The organism is Burkholderia sp. BCC0322 (assembly GCF_902833045.1).
Classification (GTDB): domain Bacteria; phylum Pseudomonadota; class Gammaproteobacteria; order Burkholderiales; family Burkholderiaceae; genus Burkholderia.
Genome location: NZ_CADFDU010000001.1, coordinates 1,243,513 through 1,261,267 on the forward strand (window position 1 = coordinate 1,243,513; position 17,755 = coordinate 1,261,267).

Annotated in this window: 16 protein-coding genes and 1 tRNA gene; 9 read left to right on the plus strand and 8 right to left on the minus strand. The window is 58.8% G+C overall.

Annotated features, from left to right (window positions below; all coding sequences use genetic code 11):
• The first annotated feature begins 40 nt into the window (after positions 1 to 40).
• Both rpoD and HWX39_RS05815 read left to right on the plus strand, forming a co-directional pair.
• Complete coding sequence (gene rpoD / locus HWX39_RS05810; protein WP_175965955.1) at positions 41 to 2,458, plus strand: RNA polymerase sigma factor RpoD; 2,418 nt, start codon at positions 41 to 43, stop codon at positions 2,456 to 2,458.
• 129 nt (positions 2,459 to 2,587) lie between these two features.
• Positions 2,588 to 2,663, plus strand: a tRNA-Ile gene (locus HWX39_RS05815).
• Positions 2,664 to 2,988: 325 nt separating this feature from the next.
• On the opposite strand, the gene HWX39_RS05820 is transcribed toward HWX39_RS05815, so the two are convergent.
• The 7 genes from HWX39_RS05820 to HWX39_RS05845 form a co-directional block, all read right to left on the minus strand.
• Complete coding sequence (locus HWX39_RS05820; RefSeq protein ID WP_175965956.1) at positions 2,989 to 3,900, minus strand: VOC family protein; 912 nt, start codon at positions 3,898 to 3,900, stop codon at positions 2,989 to 2,991.
• A gap of 44 nt (positions 3,901 to 3,944) precedes the next feature.
• Complete coding sequence (locus HWX39_RS05825; protein ID WP_175965957.1) at positions 3,945 to 4,841, minus strand: haloalkane dehalogenase; 897 nt, start codon at positions 4,839 to 4,841, stop codon at positions 3,945 to 3,947.
• 22 nt (positions 4,842 to 4,863) lie between these two features.
• Positions 4,864 to 5,220: a 4Fe-4S ferredoxin gene (locus HWX39_RS36100; RefSeq protein WP_347879568.1), complete on the minus strand. Its 357-nt coding sequence runs from the start codon at positions 5,218 to 5,220 to the stop codon at positions 4,864 to 4,866.
• A gap of 4 nt (positions 5,221 to 5,224) precedes the next feature.
• Positions 5,225 to 6,070 carry a pirin family protein gene (locus tag HWX39_RS05830; protein ID WP_175965958.1) on the minus strand — a complete coding sequence of 282 codons (846 nt, stop codon included), beginning with the start codon at positions 6,068 to 6,070 and terminating at the stop codon, positions 5,225 to 5,227.
• Between the two features lie 52 nt (positions 6,071 to 6,122).
• A complete protein-coding gene (locus tag HWX39_RS05835; RefSeq protein WP_175965960.1) occupies positions 6,123 to 6,557 on the minus strand; it encodes a DoxX family protein in 435 nt (144 codons plus the stop codon).
• Between the two features lie 74 nt (positions 6,558 to 6,631).
• Entirely contained in the window at positions 6,632 to 6,898 is a 267-nt protein-coding gene (locus tag HWX39_RS36105; protein WP_244134918.1) for a hypothetical protein, read from the minus strand.
• A gap of 245 nt (positions 6,899 to 7,143) precedes the next feature.
• Positions 7,144 to 7,749, minus strand: coding sequence for an FMN-dependent NADH-azoreductase (locus HWX39_RS05845; protein WP_175965963.1), 606 nt, complete (start codon positions 7,747 to 7,749; stop codon positions 7,144 to 7,146).
• Positions 7,750 to 7,864: 115 nt separating this feature from the next.
• Here HWX39_RS05845 and HWX39_RS05850 point away from each other — a divergent pair, with 115 nt between their 5' ends.
• The gene (locus HWX39_RS05850) at positions 7,865 to 8,785 is read left to right on the plus strand and encodes a LysR family transcriptional regulator (protein ID WP_175965965.1); all 921 of its coding nucleotides are present in this window, start codon (positions 7,865 to 7,867) and stop codon (positions 8,783 to 8,785) included.
• 4 nt (positions 8,786 to 8,789) lie between these two features.
• Here HWX39_RS05850 and HWX39_RS05855 read toward each other — a convergent pair whose 3' ends face one another.
• Positions 8,790 to 9,500, minus strand: coding sequence for a TetR/AcrR family transcriptional regulator (locus HWX39_RS05855; protein ID WP_175965967.1), 711 nt, complete (start codon positions 9,498 to 9,500; stop codon positions 8,790 to 8,792).
• A 154-nt stretch (positions 9,501 to 9,654) separates the two neighbouring features.
• Between HWX39_RS05855 and HWX39_RS05860 the strand changes: the two genes are divergently transcribed.
• Genes HWX39_RS05860 through HWX39_RS05885 form a run of 6 tightly spaced genes read left to right on the plus strand, consistent with a single transcriptional unit; the run spans position 9,655 to position 17,753 of the window.
• A complete protein-coding gene (locus tag HWX39_RS05860) occupies positions 9,655 to 10,269 on the plus strand; it encodes a VOC family protein (protein ID WP_175965970.1) in 615 nt (204 codons plus the stop codon).
• Positions 10,266 to 10,643, plus strand: coding sequence for a hypothetical protein (locus HWX39_RS05865; RefSeq protein ID WP_175965972.1), 378 nt, complete (start codon positions 10,266 to 10,268; stop codon positions 10,641 to 10,643). Before HWX39_RS05860 ends, HWX39_RS05865 begins: the two co-directional genes overlap by 4 nt.
• 46 nt (positions 10,644 to 10,689) lie before the next feature.
• The gene (locus tag HWX39_RS05870; RefSeq protein WP_175965974.1) at positions 10,690 to 12,207 is read left to right on the plus strand and encodes an efflux transporter outer membrane subunit; all 1,518 of its coding nucleotides are present in this window, start codon (positions 10,690 to 10,692) and stop codon (positions 12,205 to 12,207) included.
• Between the two features lie 8 nt (positions 12,208 to 12,215).
• Complete coding sequence (locus HWX39_RS05875) at positions 12,216 to 13,406, plus strand: efflux RND transporter periplasmic adaptor subunit (protein ID WP_244134919.1); 1,191 nt, start codon at positions 12,216 to 12,218, stop codon at positions 13,404 to 13,406.
• A 7-nt stretch (positions 13,407 to 13,413) separates the two neighbouring features.
• Complete coding sequence (locus tag HWX39_RS05880; RefSeq protein WP_175965976.1) at positions 13,414 to 16,491, plus strand: efflux RND transporter permease subunit; 3,078 nt, start codon at positions 13,414 to 13,416, stop codon at positions 16,489 to 16,491.
• Between the two features lie 17 nt (positions 16,492 to 16,508).
• Positions 16,509 to 17,753, plus strand: coding sequence for an MFS transporter (locus tag HWX39_RS05885; protein ID WP_175965978.1), 1,245 nt, complete (start codon positions 16,509 to 16,511; stop codon positions 17,751 to 17,753).
• Positions 17,754 to 17,755 lie beyond the last annotated feature (2 nt).

Here is a 17,755-nt window from a genome sequence, read left to right on the forward strand (position 1 = left end):
TTTCCAGCGGTTTGTTTTCCAAGCAGAGGCGAGAATCGCGATGGCAAAGACGACAGGCGGAAAGAAAGCAACGGGCAAGGGCTCGACGGAGCCGACCAAAAAGGTCACAGCGGCCAAGTCTGCTTCTTCCACCAGGACAACGTCTTCAGCCACGTCAGCCGCTGCAGGAAAGAAAACCGCGGCCGGCACTGCTCAGGCTGCGCCGGCGCCGGCAGCCAGAACACGGGCTGCCGCCAGACCCGACTCCGGGCCGGCCAAGCCGGCGGCGAAGCGGGCAAGTGCGAAAAGCGCAAGGGACACGACTGCCGCCGCGGACGAAACGGCAGTACGTACTACTCATGCACCCACGGTTCAACCGGCTGTCGTCCAGCAGCCGCGAGTCGATATAGCCGGTACGGCGAACTCCATGACCAAAAAGCTGAACGAAGTATCCGTCGAAGACGACGCAAATCAGAGCGACGAGCAGCCCGCAGCGGCGGCTGCACCGGGCAAATCCAAGGTGCGCGATCGTCGCGCCAAGGAGAAGGCGCTGCTGAAGGAAGCGTTCGCGACGAGCACGCCGGGTACGGCCGAGGAGCTCGAAGAGCGCCGCGTGAAACTGCGCGCGCTGATCAAGCTCGGCAAGGAGCGCGGCTTCCTGACGTACGCCGAAATCAACGACCACCTGCCGGACAACTTCACCGAGACCGAAGCCCTCGAAGGCATCATCGGCACGTTCAACGACATGGGCGTGGCGGTCTACGAGCAGGCGCCGGACGCGGAAACGCTGCTCCTGAACGACAACGCGCCCGCCGCGTCGTCGGACGATGAAGTCGAAGAGGAAGCGGAAGTCGCGCTGTCCACCGTCGATTCGGAATTCGGCCGCACGACCGATCCGGTCCGGATGTACATGCGTGAAATGGGCACGGTCGAGCTGCTCACGCGCGAAGGCGAAATCGAGATCGCGAAGCGGATCGAGGACGGCCTGCGCCACATGGTGATGGCCATCTCCGCGTGCCCGACGACGATCGCCGACATCCTCGCGATGGCCGAACGCGTCGCGAACGAAGAGATCCGCGTCGACGAACTCGTCGACGGCCTGCTCGATCCGAATGCTTCGGACTCCGCCGATACCGACGGCTTCTCCGCGAAGGAAGCGGAAGCCATCGAGAACGAGGACGAGGAAGCCGAAGAGGAAGAGGAAGAAGAGGAAGAGGAGGAGGACGACGGTGCCGCCCAGGCATCGGCCAACGCCGCCCAGCTCGAAGCCCTCAAGCGTGCCTCGCTCGAGAAGTTCGCGCAGATCAGCGAGTGGTTCGACAAGATGCGCCGCGCGTTCGAAAAGGAAGGCTACAAGTCGAAGGCCTACCTGAAGGCGCAGGAAACGATCCAGAGCGAACTGATGACGATCCGCTTCACCGCGCGTACCGTCGAACGCCTTTGCGACACGTTGCGTGCGCAGGTGGACGAAGTGCGTCAGGTCGAGCGCCAGATCCTGCACATCGTCGTCGACAAGTGCGGCATGCCGCGTTCGGAATTCATCGCGCGCTTCCCGGGCAATGAAACCGACCTCGACTGGGCCGAGAAGATCATGGCCGAAGGCCATTCGTACAGCGCGGTGCTGTCGCGTAACGTTCCGGCGATCCGCGAACAGCAGCAGCGCCTGCTCGACCTGCAGGCGCGCGTCGTGCTGCCGCTGAAGGACCTGAAGGAAACCAACCGCCAGATGGCGGCCGGTGAACTGAAGGCGCGCCAGGCGAAGCGCGAAATGACCGAGGCGAACCTGCGTCTCGTGATCTCGATCGCGAAGAAGTATACGAACCGCGGCCTGCAGTTCCTCGACCTGATCCAGGAAGGCAACATCGGCCTGATGAAGGCGGTGGACAAGTTCGAATACCGTCGCGGCTACAAGTTCTCGACCTATGCGACGTGGTGGATCCGCCAGGCCATCACGCGCTCGATCGCCGACCAGGCGCGCACGATCCGGATTCCGGTTCACATGATCGAGACGATCAACAAGATGAACCGCATCTCGCGGCAGATTCTGCAGGAAACCGGTCTCGAGCCGGATCCGGCAACGCTCGCCGAGAAGATGGAAATGCCGGAAGACAAGATCCGCAAGATCATGAAGATCGCAAAGGAGCCGATCTCGATGGAAACGCCGATCGGTGACGACGACGATTCCCATCTCGGCGACTTCATCGAGGACACCAACACGGTCGCGCCGGCGGATGCCGCGCTGCATGCGAGCATGCGCGACGTCGTGAAGGACGTGCTCGATTCGCTGACGCCGCGCGAGGCGAAGGTGCTGCGGATGCGCTTCGGCATCGAGATGAGCACGGACCACACGCTCGAGGAAGTCGGCAAGCAGTTCGACGTCACGCGCGAGCGGATCCGTCAGATCGAGGCCAAGGCGCTGCGCAAGCTGCGTCACCCGAGCCGTTCCGACAAGCTGAAGTCGTTCCTCGAAGGGAACTGATTTCCAGCGTCTCTCCTGCGAACGCCGCCGGTATCCGCGTGATGCCGGTGGCGTTTGTCTCCTTTGTTGTTACAATGCCGGCCCGGCTTCTTTGTCGGGGCGGCGTGTGACACGCTTTGCTTCTCATCAGGGCTTGTAGCTCAGCGGTTAGAGCAGTCGACTCATAATCGATTGGTCGCGGGTTCGAACCCCGCCGGGCCCACCAAATTCCCTTCCAGGATTGTCCAAGGAAGTCTCGAAACCCGCGAGGCTGCAAGGCTTCGCGGGTTTTTTAATTCCAGATGTGTCCAAGCGATTCCATGGACAGCTACCCGTTATTGTAAGTGGGTGACTGTGTCCGGCGCTTCAGGGGGCTGCTCCAGGTCGCCCGGTTCCACTTTTGGCGACAGTTTGAGACCATGTGTCGAGTCCGCCTCGGCGTGTGCTGATTGCGGCGCTGTGCAATTGCGGCTTTCTAGCTACGTCAAACTCGGCGCCGAAGAATGCGGTCGCCGAGCCAAAGCATTTCTTTGATACTACTGGCCAACGTACTATTTCAGCTGCGTCGGTGGGTCTTCCAGATTGCGCAATCCATCGTGTCCCCAGCCAATGCCTGGACGCAAGACGTAACTTTCCACCGTCACATTCTGTGGATCCACCGTGCGCAAGTCCCAGCCGTATTCAATGAACCATCGCGAGGGATTACGGAAGTAAAAGGACACGGAGCGATCATTGGGATGGCGGCCGATTCCGGTGGCGGCGATTTGCTGCTCGCGGCACAGGTCGTACGTGGTGCCCACATCGTCCAGCGAGTTGGTCTCAAAGAAGACGTGTTGGATATTTCGGGGGGCAGGCGGGTAGAAAATTAGAGCCAGCGAATGGTGCCGCGCGTTGCAGTGCAGGAAAGCGGCTAGCGGCATACCTTCAGGATTGACTACCCAATCCGAGATGCCGAAGCCGAGGGTCTTAACATAGAAATCCACGACCTTTCTGAGGTCTGCTTTGACGTAAAGCACGACGTGCCCCAGCCCAAGCTCTCCAGTTTTGAACCCCGCCAACGGGCGGGTTGGCATGAATCGTGGGTTGAAGATCACTTCGTTGCCGACAGTCAGTTCCATGCGCACGCCGGTATGCGGACACGTGAAGTGAACGAGTTCCAGCACACGTCGCTCAACCAGTTCTGCTGCAGTACCGGGTTGAACCTTAATGCCTGCGCGGTCGAGTTGGGAGGCGACTGCCTCGAGGGCTTCATGGTTGGCTACTTCCCAACCGACGTAGGCGATGTCGTCGGATTCCCCGGGATGGATGCTTAGCCGGTGATGGCGTTCGTCGGCGCGCAGATATAGCAAGTTATCGGAACTGTCACCACTGACCTCGAGCCCCAGGACTTGCGGCGCGTATTCTTTCCATGCGTCGAGATCCGATGCGTTCGTGCCTACATAGGCTAGCTTGGTTACTTTCATTTCATACACTCCCGAATACGGAGAAATAGAATTGGAGCGTCGGATCACCCAGCCACACGGGCGCGCACCTGCTCGACAAAGCTCGCGATGGCCGCACCGATTTCTTCGGGGCTGTCTTCTTGGAGGATCTTGCGACCCTTGACGGTGATTTCGATCTGGTTTTGCCACGTGCGGATCTCGTCGCGGATGCGTCCGGTCATGATGGCTCCGGGATCGCCGTTAATCAGCAACTTGGGCACTGCGCTGCTGGCGACCCACGGACGATAGGCTTCCATCGCCTGATAGACATCGGTGAGGTCACCGTCAAGCGGCAGGCTTCGCGGCCAGGAAAGCGTTGGCCTGCGTCCTTCGCCAGGTTCCAGATACGGCATGCGGTATTCCGCCATTTCGCGGGGATCAAGCGGGCGAAGAATGGCGGGCTGCAGACGCTGCTCAATAAAGATGTTCTGCTGCAACACGAGCTCTTCGCCGGCTGGCGAGCGTAGCGCCTGAAAAAACGGATGTGCCGGCTCGGGGATGTCCGCCCAACTCATCGGCAGGGCGACCGACTCCATGTGGACAATGCCTTTCACACGGTCGCGATTGCGGTTGGCCCAGTCGAATCCCAGCGTTGCGCCCCAGTCGTCGAGCACCAGAATCACGTTCTCTCCCAAGCCAAGCGCATCCCAAAGCGAGAAGAGATAGTCACGGTGTTGCGCGTAGCCGTAACTGCCAGGCCCTGAGTCGGGGAGCTTATCGGACGCGCCCATGCCGATCAGATCGCACGCGACTAATCGCCCCATGCCCTTTAGATGGGGCATGACGTTGCGCCATACGTATGAGGATGTCGGCTGCCCGTGTTGAAAGACGATAGTGTCGCCTTCCCCTTCGTCGACATATGCCATCCGGATGCCACGGACATCTCGATATTTCAGCTCGCCGTATCGTTCAATAGTTGACATTGCGTTTCTCCAATGATGGATGCTAGGCCATACGGGCCAGCGAGATGGCGCGTTCGCGACATGAAGTTACGCATGCCCCACAGGCGCGGCATGCATCCGAATTCGGGGTAAAGGCAGTCTGCCGACCGTGAGCCCATAGCTTCAGCTTCGCAATAAGGGGCATGGCAGCGAACTGATCGTCAGGCATGCGTCCGATCTCGAACACCGCGTAAGGGCAGACGGCGACGCAGTCGCCTTTTCCCTCGCAACGTTTCGGATTAACGACAGGCCTAAACTCGCCTGGCTCGGCATTGCAATGTTGCGAGTTTCTCGCCGTTTCGGTGACGTGCGGTTGGCGACGTTGCCGGTGTTTCGCGAGCGGTAAACCGGAGGGAGCCATCGCATCAATCTCGCGGAAGAGGGGTGAGATGCCCCATATCGCCTGCTTGGTAACGATTGATCGCGTCGGCAATCTGTTTCGGATCGTTCATGATGAATGGTCCATGGACGAACACCGGATCGTGGATTTCCATGCCGACGAGGAGCAGCAGCCGAACCGGTTGCGCGGCTACGACCGAGAAGGAACCAGATCCACGTACCGTGACCGCTTGATCCTGCGCCACGATTGTCGTTCCCGTATCGGTGACGACTCGGGCACTGCCTGATTGCACGGAGAGCAAGCCGTACTGTTGCGGCTGAAGGTCGAGCGCGATCTCGTGGCGCACTTCCGCATCTAGCAGCATGAAGGGTTCTGCTGGAACGAGCGGCGATTCAATATCGCGATAACTTCCCACGACTACGCGAACGCGATCGCCGCGTTCGCTATGCCATTGCGGAACGTCCTTGCCGTCGACTGACAGGACTTGCGGCGGAATGAGCTTGCTTTCAGCGCTCAAATTGACGAAGAATTGGACCCCATGCAGTTCACAGTTCTGCAGGGCGGGCACCTCATGGTGCACGATGCCGCGGCCTGCTTGCGTCCATACGATTCCGCCAGGGCCTACACGAATGTCATTGCCCAGCGAGTCGCGGCTACGCAGATCACCAGGAGAGTCTTCAAACACGTAGGTAACCGCAGAGAATCCAGCGTGCGGGTGAGGTGGAAACGGGCGGTCTCTCACGCGGAAATCGTCGAGTGTCGCAATGGGAGAAATCAGCTCGCCCCGTTCGTGCAGGTCGATACTCCTCACGAAGAAATTCGGACCGCCTCTGGGCTGGCTCTGGATCGGTGTAGAAAGCTGGATTGTCATGTCTATGGCTCACTAGAGATGAAGTTGCGAGGGGGGGGGCGTCTCGGACTTCTTAGCGGGAAGCGATGGGGACCTTCCTGGATCGTCCCCACCAGAGCATGGCTGCAAGAGCCATCAACACCACATTTACCGGAAGCATGAAGAACTCACCGTGAGTCACGTGGTATCCCATTGCTAGCACTTGAAGGACGATGAATCCGAGCGCGGCAAGCGGCGTGAGTGAGGTACGTACGCGCGTTAGCGCTGGCAGGAGAAGGCCGATTGATCCTGCCAATTCGGCAATACCGAGAAAACGTAGCAGTCCATACGGCAAGACCGCTGCATGGCTCATACCCATGGTGACCAGTTGCTGCGGAGACGTGAAGGTGTTCATGTACCCCGACATGGCGTAGGCAGTCGCCAGAAGGACCTGGATGATCCACAGCGAGATATGCCATCCGCGGTGAGCGCGCACAGGATTGAAGGACGGGACTTGGGTGTTTGACATAGCGTTACTACTGTTTGGGTAATTGTCGAAAGCGTGCTGAGGCGGTGGGACTTAGCGACCGGACTTCGGCACAACTATCCGGGACTCGGGCCGAAGCGGAAGCTGGCTGCCGTCGTGACGCCTGCTAGTTGCTCCCGGTAAATGCACTGGCCATCGTCCTCGCGTGCGGTGCCAGCGGCGACCATGAGCGGTACGAGGTGTTCCTCGCGCGCGTGCACGAGTCTCGCGTAAGGGGCATCCCGCCATCGCAGAAGGCGATCCCTGCGGTCGTCCGGCGAGATGGTGTCTTGCAACCAATGATCGAACTGTGGGGAAGGCTCAATCGCTCGCGTGTCGCGCACCGACAGATTCTGAAAACTCTGTCCGCTGCCAATGATGGCGACGAGAGCGCGAATCTGCTTGTTTCCCGGTGCGCGGACACTACGAGGAGAGTCTCGGCGTGCGCCAGCTCTCCCCCGGTTTCCATCAACGCCATCTCCAGGGTGGAAAATTGCTTACGAAACGTGCCCGCCATGTATGTCCACGGGCCTGCTCCATGGCTGAGGAAGTACGTCGGCAAGCGCGAGGTCGACATGGCAGTGCCACATTAGGCAGCGAGCAAGGCAACTTTTTCCTTCGCGGCAGCAATAGCGCCGTTGCGGGAATCCGGGCCCATCGCCACGCCCTCGGCACGAATGAAATTGATGTCCGAGATGCCGAGAAAGCCGAACAGTGCTTTCAGGTAGGTTTCCTGATGATCCAGGAATGCAGCAGGGGTGCCTTCGCTGAACACACCGCCACGCGACGACGCGATCACCAGCTTCTTGCCCGCACACAGTCCGATCGGGCCGTTTGCGTCGTAGCGGAATGTCTTTCCTTGCACAGCAAGGCGGTCGATCCAGGCCTTCAATTGGGACGGAACACCGAAGTTGTACATCGGCGCGCCGATGACGACGATGTCGGCGTCGAGGAACTCTTCGAGCGCGATTTGGCCAGTCGCCACGTCAGCCTTCAACGCCTCGTCGACGGGCGCGCCGTGCGCGGCCGCGAGGTGCGCTGCTGTCAGGTGGCCAATGGGCGTGGCAGAAAGGTCCAGGTATGTGACGTTGAGGTCAGCGTGCCGAGCCCGAAAGGTTTCAACGATTTCCGCCGACAGATCACGACTGACAGAGCCTTGGCCGAGGATGCTGGAATCGACGTGTAGCAGTTTCATAACAAGTTCTCCGAAGGGGCAGACGGTGCGTTTGCCGATGCGTCGAACGATAGGCTTTGACTTACAATCTGAGTAGCCTATATTTTTCGATGAAACGTATCTATCTGGTGGATATATGCTTGACGCGGTAACACTGGATCAATTGCGCACCTTTATTGCGGCGGCTGAAACCGGAAGCTTCTCGGCTGCGGGTCGAAAGCTGGGGCGAGCGCAGTCGGTCGTGAGCCACACTCTTGGCAATCTCGAGGCTCAACTTGGCGTGCAGCTGTTTGATCGGACAAGTCGCAGCCCCACGCTAACCGTGATTGGCCGAGAATTACTTGCGGATGCTCGCGTCGTGGCGAGCGACATGGACCTCTTTAAGGCCAGGGCGAAGGGACTGGCCGGAGGGCTGGAGCCGGAGCTTAGTGTGGTGGTTCACGTTTTCCTCCCCACTGATGTGCTGACCCAAGCGGTGAGCGCCTTTCATGGCATGTTTCCTCGCACGCCTCTGCGCATTTCAGTGGAGGGCATGGGAGCCGTGATCGAACCGGTGCTTGAGGGGCAAAGCTCTTTCGGCATACGCGCACCACTACTTACGAATCATCCGGATCTGACAAGTGAGCACCTGATGACCGTGCCCTATCTGATGGTTGCCTCGCCTCAGCATCCGCTGGCCCTCCATCAAGGGCCGATTCCTGCGCGCGAACTGGCACGGCACGTGCAGCTTGTGCTGAGCGACCGTTCACAGTTGACGGGAAAGACCGATCTGGGCGTGCTATCTCCGGCAACGTGGCGGCTGTCTGACCTGGGGGCAAAACATGCCTTCTTGAAGGCCGGATTGGGTTGGGGCGGCATGCCGTTGCACGTCGTTCAAGCGGACGTCGACAGCGGTGCTCTCGTGCCGCTGGAGTTCGAGGAAACACGTGCCAACGCTTCCATCTCATTGGCGGCCATCTACCGGACCGATACACCACCCGGTCCTGCAGGGCGGTGGCTACTCGACCAGCTCAAAGCGGTGGCCGGTCGCGAAAAGTCCGCGCGCCATTCGCCCTGAATGGTCAAGTATTGCAGCATCCCGACAGGAAAAATGCGACGCTAGCCTGTACGTGCTGATCGATTTTGGCGCGCAATAACGTGAGATCTTCGCCAACGAGCGCCCGCATGAGCAGGGGGCCTACGACCAGATCAAGAAAGAAGCGTGCTGTGGTCTCGATATGTGCAGGGCCAAGAGCGGGATACCGCCGGATGTCCGCAGTACCTACGATGTCGCGCAAGGCTTCCAGTACCCTGGCGACGCCTCGCTCTCGTGCGCCCAGTCCGAAATTGGCCAGTTCGGGAACGCGTCGCGCCTCGGCGGCGGAAAGGCGCATGAAATCGATCACATCGTCTGAGAGCAACTGGCCGAGCATGCCCTGTCCGATGTTGATGAGTCGCTCCTCCAGGGTTGCTCCCTGGATTGCGTAGTGGCCAAAGTTCGCGTTGACCCGCGCAGCATTGCGGATTCCTACCGCGGCGAAGAGTGCCTCCTTGGTCGCGAAGCGCGAATATATGCTCGGTTTGCCGGCGCGGGCGAGGCGCGCTATTTCATCAATGCTTGCTCCATGAAGGCCGCGCTCCATGAAAACTGAATAGGCAGCGTTCAGGATACGTTCGTCAACCTCGCCGGCGAGCGTGTCCGGCGGACGTCCGGTACGGACGGCTGGCGGCTTGGACGTCTTTTTCGGGGCAGCTTTCGGCGGCGGCATAGGCAAGGCGAAGGTTGTTTGCATCACGAGATCCCCTTGATTTACCACGCTTGGGCGCTTCCGTAAAGAAACGAAACGGTCTCGTATCGAAAGTTGTTGACACTCCGTGATCGAATCGGTAGTTTAAATGAACGAAACGGTATCGTTTCGTTCATGGTCGAGTCACAGGAGATGTCTAATGAATACCGAAGTCACTATCCGCCCGAAGCTGCAACACTTCGGGCTTGTCACCGGCAATGTCGACGCAATGACCGATTGGTATCGGCAGGTGCTGGGCATGACCGTCAACTATCGCTTCGGTAACGAAGGGGGTACGCAAGGCGGGCCTCCATTTCATGGGGTCTTTGTCAGCAATGACGAGGTACACCATCGCATCGTGTTCTTCGAGGTGCCTGGCTATGAACCTGACGCGACTCGTCGGGCCGGCATGCAGCACGTCGCTTTTGAGTACCGCACTCTGGATGACCTTCTGGGCACTTATGTACGGCTGAAAGGTTGTGGGATCGAGCCGCTCTTTGCTGCGGGGGAGGGTTTTCAAACCGTGTTCAACTACGCGGACCCGGATGGCAATGTGGTGGAACTGAACGTCAATAACTACGGCAACGATTGGACGGCATCCGAGCACATGCGTAACCCACCGGGAGGGCATGCGTGGCGCAAGCTCCTCGATCCCGAAAAACTCGTCGCCGCTCGTCTCGCCGGCGCGACACCGGAGCAGATCCACGAGGAAATTTTGGCCGGTAAATTCGCGCAGGAGCGTTCACACGGCAGGCGCCACACCAGCGAGTCATGAGCCATCCATGGGGTTCACTGAACCGGTCGAATATCCGAACACAAGAGTTAGGGACCGGCAAGTACCGAGTGCGGCGCAATCGCCAAGTCACTTCGTTTGCGGTTTGGGAAATCGAAGACACAGGTGGCTGCGGGATACCCGAGCAATTGCGCATCCATCTATCGGGTTTCTCGATGGGCCTCATCGAAAAAGATCGGCTATTCACGGGCGTACTGCGCGATTACCCTGCGAGCGCGATCACGCATTTGCATTGCCCGCACGAATCAGCACCGCAACTAATCGGTTCGCTGTACCTCGGCGCGCCTATGAGTCAGGACAGGCATGCGGCCGCACGTGAGCAAAACTACCTCACTTACGCTTACGCGCGCTCGTGATGGTGCACTGCATCGTCGCGCCTGCCACTCCCGTCAAGGCTAATCCATGAAGACCTCCGTACTCCGTGGCTGGACACCACGACTCAGCCTGCTGAGCGTCGTATTGCTTGGTGCTTGTGCCGTCGGCCCCGACTTCGTTCGGCCGCCGACCCAAGATGCCGACTACTCTTCGAGCCCGATTCCCACGGGCACTGCATCGACCGACGTACCGGGCGGTGCCTCACAACGCCTCGTCATCGGCATGGATATTCCGGGCCTTTGGTGGACGCTATTCAGATCGCCCGATCTGAACGAGATGATCAACGAAGCCATGCACGCCAATCCCGACGTTGCTGCCGCGCAGGCTTCGCTTCGGCAAGCGAACGAACTCGCATCCGCAGATCGCGCATCGTTTTTCCCCACTTTGGGTGCGAGCGGGTCGGTCACCAGAGAGCAGGCCTCATTCGGTGCATTTCCGCCCCAGTTGCTGACCGTCAACACGGCTTCACTTACCGTCTCCTATGCGCCGGACATATTTGGCGGAACACGTCGGCAAGTCGAGTCGGCCGAAGCACAGGCGCAATACCAGCGGTTTCAACTCGAAGCGACTTACCTAACGCTAACGGCTAACGTTGTAAATACAGCTGTGACGCTGGCGTCCGTTCGCGACCAGATTGCCGCTACGAACGAAATCGTGCGCGTGCAGACGGCGCAGTTGAACCTGATCAAGTCTCGGCTTGCACTAGGGGCCGTATCCAACGCGGATGTTTTCGCCCAGGAGGCGGCGTTGGCGCAAACGCTGGCGACCCTTCCGCCTCTGCAGAAGCAGCTCGACCAGGCTCGCAACCAGATGACGGCCTATTTGGGGCGTTTTCCAAACCATGAGCGCGTTGAGCGCTTCAAACTGGAGGACCTTCGTCTTCCTGACGATCTGCCCGTAAGCCTTCCATCCGCGATTGTGGAGCAGCGACCCGACGTGCGCGCGGCTGAAGCGCAATTACACCAGGCCAGCGCCAATATCGGTGTGGCTATCGCCAATCAATTGCCCCAGCTCAGCCTCACGGGGTCTATTGGTAGCAACGCGTCTCGTCTTGCCGATCTGTTTTCTTCCGGCACGGGCATTTGGAGTCTTGCCGGTTCAGTCACGCAGACAATCTTCGATGCAGGTGCACTCAGGCACCGCAAACTGGCGGCTATCGCGGCCTACGATGCGTCATCTGCACAATACCGAGGCACGGTCATCAGAGCATTTCAAGACGTCTCGAACGCTTTGCGAGCGCTGGAGACCGATGCCGACACTCTCGTCGAGCAGGTTAAGGCCGAGCGAGCTGCGCGCGATAGCCTGAATCTCACGCAGACCCAGTATCGACTCGGAGCGGTTGGCTATATCAATCTACTAACCGCTCAGCAATCCTACCAAAATGCCATCTTGGCACGCGTGCGTGCACAAGCCAGTCGCTACAGCGATACAGTCGCGCTGTTTCAAGCGTTAGGCGGCGGTTGGTGGAACCGCCGTACTGAACCGCCCAGTCAATCGGTCGCCGAGAATATTTCCTCGCGCCGCGTCGAACAACGGAATCCTTGAGACTAACCATGGCAGATCACTCGCTTTACTCCTCCGGCCAAGCGGAAACGCAGAAGAGTCTTCCAAAACGGCGCTTGTTGCGGCCAATGCTCATCATGCTCGTCGTCGTCGTCGTGGTTGTGCTTATCATCGGCGGCACAAAGTTCGTTCAGGTATCAAAGTTGATCGCGCAGGCAAAGACACCTCAGCCGCCTGCCGTCGTGACCGCTAGCCCCGTCCGGCTCGACTCGTGGCAGCCGGGCGTCTCCGCAGTTGGATCCCTGAAAGCGTATCGCGGTGTCGACGTTACGTCGGAAGTGGGAGGCATCGTACGCGCTATCGCGTTCAAGTCGGGGCAAGACGTTTCGGCCGGCCAGACCCTACTGCAGCTCAATGCCGATACTGACTTCGCGCAACTGCGTTCGCTTGAGGCAACGGCCCAACTTGCCGCCACCGTTCTGAAGCGGGACAAGGCGCAATTAAATGCGAGCGCCATCTCCCAAGCCCAGGTCGACGCCGACGAAGGTGACTGGAAGTCCAAGCAAGCAGCCGTCGACCAGCAGCGCGCGCTGCTTGCGAAAAAATCGATCGCTGCGCCGTTTTCCGGGCGCATCGGGATCACTGCAATCAACCCGGGCCAGTACTTGAATCCCGGCGACAAGATTGCCACGCTGACGACGCTCGATCCAATCTACATCGATTTCAATGTGCCGCAAGGCCAGAAGTCCGAGATCGCATTGGGCCAGGTCGTTTCGGTGAGCACGGAGGGGGTACCTGGACAGATGTTCACCGGCAAGGTGACGGCCATCGATACAAAAGTCGATCAGACCACGCGCAATATCACGATCGAAGCGACGGTTCCCAATCCGCGGCAGCTTCTGCTTCCCGGCATGTTTGCTCGCGCGGTCGTCACCTCCGGAGTACCGCAAGACTATCTGACAATCCCGCAGACGGCCGTGACCTACAACCCCTACGGTGCCACCGTTTTCATTGCAATTCCGGGCAAGGATGCGCAGGGGAAGGATATATCGACTGCGAAGCAGACCTTTGTGCGGCTCGGTGCAACGCAAGGCGATCAGGTTGCCGTAACGAACGGTTTGAGGGCAGGAGACGTGGTGATCACGAGCGGGCAAATGAAGCTCAAGAATGGCTCGACCGTGAGGATAGACAACAGTAACCCGCCGACGAATGACGCGTTTCCTACACCGCAGGAAAATTGAGGCCGCCATGAAATTTACCGATATCTTCATCAAGCGGCCTGTCTGGGCAGTCGTTATTTCCGCACTAATCTTGATACTTGGTCTGCGTTCGATCGCCAGTCTGCCCATTGCGCAATGGCCGCGTACAGAAAACGCGGTGGTGACCATTACGACCAACTACTACGGCGCCGACGCATCCACGATCGCCGGCTTCATCACGCAGCCGCTTGAATCTGCGATTGCCCAGGCACAAGGAATCGACTATCTCTCTTCGTCAAGTGTGTCGGGTGTGTCGACCATCACTGCGACGCTACGTCTGAACTACGATGCGACCAAAGCGTTGACTGAGATAAACACTCAGGTCAACTCGGTTCGCAACCAACTCCCCGCGCAGGCGCAGCAGCCAATTCTCTCTGTCGCGGTAGGCCAAACCACCGACGCGATGTACATTGGGTTCTACAGCGATGTTCTCCCGACCAACAACATTACGGATTATCTGAGCCGGGTCGTGAAGCCAAAGCTCGATTCGATTGAAGGGGTGCAAACGGCAGAAATCTTGGGCGGGCGCCAGTTTGCCCTCCGCGCGTGGCTGGATCCGGACAAACTGGCGGCACACAACATTTCTGCGCAGGACGTGTACGCCGCATTGTCGAACAACAACTACCTGTCCGCCATTGGTTCGACGAAAGGTCAGATGGTTATGGTCGACCTGACAGCCGGCACCGATCTGCACAGTGTTGACGAGTTCAAGCAGCTTATTGTCAAGCAGAGCGGTGACGCGCTCGTGCGCCTCCAGGACGTGGCCACCGTGGCGTTGGGTGCTGAGGACTATAACTCGAGTGTTGCGTTCTCCGGTAAGCGTTCCGTCTTCATTGGTATCAAGGTGGCCCCGAACGCCAACATTCTGACCGTCGCATCGAAGGTTCGCTCCGTCTTTCCGGAGTTGCAGGCACAGTTGCCGTCGGGTGTGACCGGTGGAATCGTGTACGACTCCACGGAATACATCAACACGTCGATCAAAGAGGTCGTCAAGACGCTGGTCGAGGCGCTCTTCATCGTAACGGTCGTCATCTTCCTTTTTATTGGTTCGTTGCGCGCTGTCGTCGTGCCGCTTGTCGCGATACCGCTGTCGCTGGTCGGCACCTTCTTCATCATGTATGTGCTCGGCTATTCGGTCAATCTGCTCACGCTGCTTGCGCTAGTGCTTGCGATTGGCCTTGTGGTAGACGACGCCATTATTGTGGTGGAGAACGTCGATCGCCACATCAAGGAAGAGAGTAAGAGCGTACTCGAAGCCGCCCTCATCGCGGCGCGCGAACTCGGTGGTCCGATTGTGGCTATGACGGTGGTTCTCGTGGCGGCGTACGTCCCTATCGGGATGCGCACGGGCCTCACAGGCGCACTCTTCAAGGAGTTTTGCTTTTCGCTCGCCGGCGCAGTGGTCGTTTCCGCGATCGTAGCGCTCACCCTCTCTCCAATGATGACTTCGCGCTTGTTTAAGGCCGGGCAGCAGGAAGGACGCTTTGCGCTTCTGCTGGACCGGTACTTTGACCGGCTGCGTGACAGCTATGAAAGGGTTCTTGTCAAAGCAATCGATGTGTGGCCGGTTCTCGTGACTTTCGGTTTCATCCTTGCCTTGCTCGCAGGGGCTGCGGCCATGACGGCGAAAAGTGAGCTATCGCCGACCGAGGACCAAGGGTTGGTATTTATGCAGATCAAGGGGGCTGCTAATGCATCACCCGAACAGATGCAGCGCATTGCGGATCAGGCTTTCCAGATTGCGCGCAAAGAGCCGGAATACAGTCAGATGTTTCAGTTGATCGGCGTGCCCGCCCTCAATCAGGGATTGGGCGGTGTGCTGCTCAAGCCGTGGGACCAGCGTGCTCGCACTCAAGCAGATCTTGTGATGGACCTGCAGCGCAAATGGAACAATGTTCCTGGCGCACTGATCGCGGCTTTCCCGCTACCCTCCCTGCCAGGCTCGCAAGGGTTGCCTGTTCAATTTGTGATCACTACGACTGAGCCGATCAGCAATCTGAACGATGTTGCGCGGGCCGTGATGGCAGAAGCGCAGAGGCAGCAACTCTTCTGGTTCGCGGATCTTGACCTCAAGCTGGACAAGCCTCGGGCAAAAGTGGTGGTTGACCGTGAGAAGCTCGCTGCCATGGGTATGACGGAGGCGGATTTCGGCTCAGCGTTGTCTGCGGCACTTGGCGGCAACTACGTGAACTACTTCTCGATCGCAGGGCGCTCCTACAAAGTGATTCCACAATTGCTGCAGGTTGATCGCCTGAATCCCGATCAGATTCTCGACAACTACATCCGCACCCCGTCAGGCGCCATGATTCCTGCGCGCACGGTGGCCCATGTTGAGACGTCGGTTCAGCCGCAATCGATCAACCACTTCCAGCAGCTCAATTCGGCGACGATTTCTGGTGTTAGCGGACTCTCGCAGGGCGAGTTGTTGCCGAAGCTCCAAGCTATTCTCGAGAAGGTTGCGCCCAAAGGCTATTCGGCTGATTCCTCAGGTGAGTCGCGACAATTTGTCCAGGAGTCCGGCGGTTTTCTGGGCCTGCTCCTTTTCTCCCTCCTGATTGTCTATCTGGCGCTTGCTTTCCAGTTCGAGAGCTATCGCGATCCTGTGGTGATCTTGTTTTCCGTGCCGCCAGCGCTTTTCGGCGCGCTGGCGTTTATCACCACCGGATTTGCGTCCATTAACGTGTATACACAGGTCGGCCTCGTGACCCTGTTGGGCCTGATTACGAAGCATGGCATTTTGATGGTGCAGTTCGCCAATGAACTTCAGCGTGGCGGCCGCAGCAAGCGCGAGGCGATTCAGGAAGCTGCAGCTGTGCGCCTGCGGCCAATTCTTATGACGACTGCCGCCATGGTCTTGGGTGTCGCACCGCTGGTATGGGCTGCGGGTGCGGGTGCAGCAGGGAGGCACGATATGGGGCTTGTGATCTTCTCGGGCCTGGGTATTGGTACGTTGCTGACGTTGTTCGTGGTCCCCGCAATGTACATGTTCGTCGGCAGCACGCACGCAACTGATGCTGCTGAACCGGCACGTGTTCCGGATGCGCCTGTAGTGTTTTCCAGATCGTGACAGGAGGTGGCGATACCATGTCTGGAACAACGAATCGTCTGCCGCTGCGAGTTATGGCCCCCTTGTTCGGGGTAGTAGCCATCGACGCGATTGGCATGGGCGTTATCTTGCCCTTGCTACCGTTCTATTCGCAGCACTTTGGTGCTAGCCCGTTCGCCATCGGCGCGCTGGTGGCTATTTTTTCGCTGGGGCAGTTTGTTGCCGCTCCTATGCTTGGCAGGCTCTCTGATCGGTATGGCCGGAAGGTCGTTCTTCTGGGGAGCCAAATTGGGACATGTGTGAGTTTGGTTGTGCTTGCATGCGCAGGCAATCTTGTGGTCGTCTTCGTGGCGCGCATGCTTGACGGTATTACGTCCGGCAATCTTTCTGTCGCCAATGCCTATGCAGTCGATCATAGTTCCCCGCAAACTCGACGCCGTGCAATCGGCCTCGTCGGTGCCGCAGTCGGCGTGGGAATGATGCTTGGCCCGTCCCTCTCCGCAGGTCTGTCGCATATCTCGATGACTGCCCCGGTCTGGGGAGCCGCGATGTTGTCCGCCTTGAGTGTGGTGGTCAATCTGGTCTGGCTGCCGCCTGACGAAAAGGGCCCGTTGAGTCGCGTCGCTCAACAGATGTCATCTGTATGGAAATCGTTCGGCTCTGCAGGTGCATCGCCCGTGCTTGTCGTTCTGGCACTGTTCTACTTTGCCTTTGCCATGTACGTGTCTCAGTTTGCGCTGTTTCTGCAAGCGCACTACCTCTGGAATGGAGTCCGGTTCGGGCCACGTGAGGTGGGCTACATTTTCACCGCGGCCGGTGCGATCAATATCGTGATTCAGGTCATCGCGATGAAAAGGCTTGAACGAGTCATTCCCGAACATCTCCTTGCAGTTGTCAGCCTGCTGTTATTTTCTGCGGGAATCACCATCTTTACTGTTCTGCCAGGTCTCGCGCCGCTGATTGTTGGACTGGTGATGGCAAGCATTGGAACGGCAATGACCAGGCCGACGCTGATGGCCGCATTGTCGATGACGTCTTCACCGCAGCAGCAGGGCGCCCTGATGGGAGTGAATACTTCTCTCATGGCGGTCTGCAATATCTTTGCGCCACTCTTTGCGGGGGCGTGTATTGATCACGGCTTGTATGTCGGCTGGGGGCTGGCCATCGCCTGCATTATGGCAGCGGGCGGGTGCTGCACGTTGGTTCTGGCAAGGCGAAAAAAGTGGCCTATCAACCGTATCCCGCTGTCGGTGGAAGGGGCGCTTCGGCCGGAGCGGCAATAACG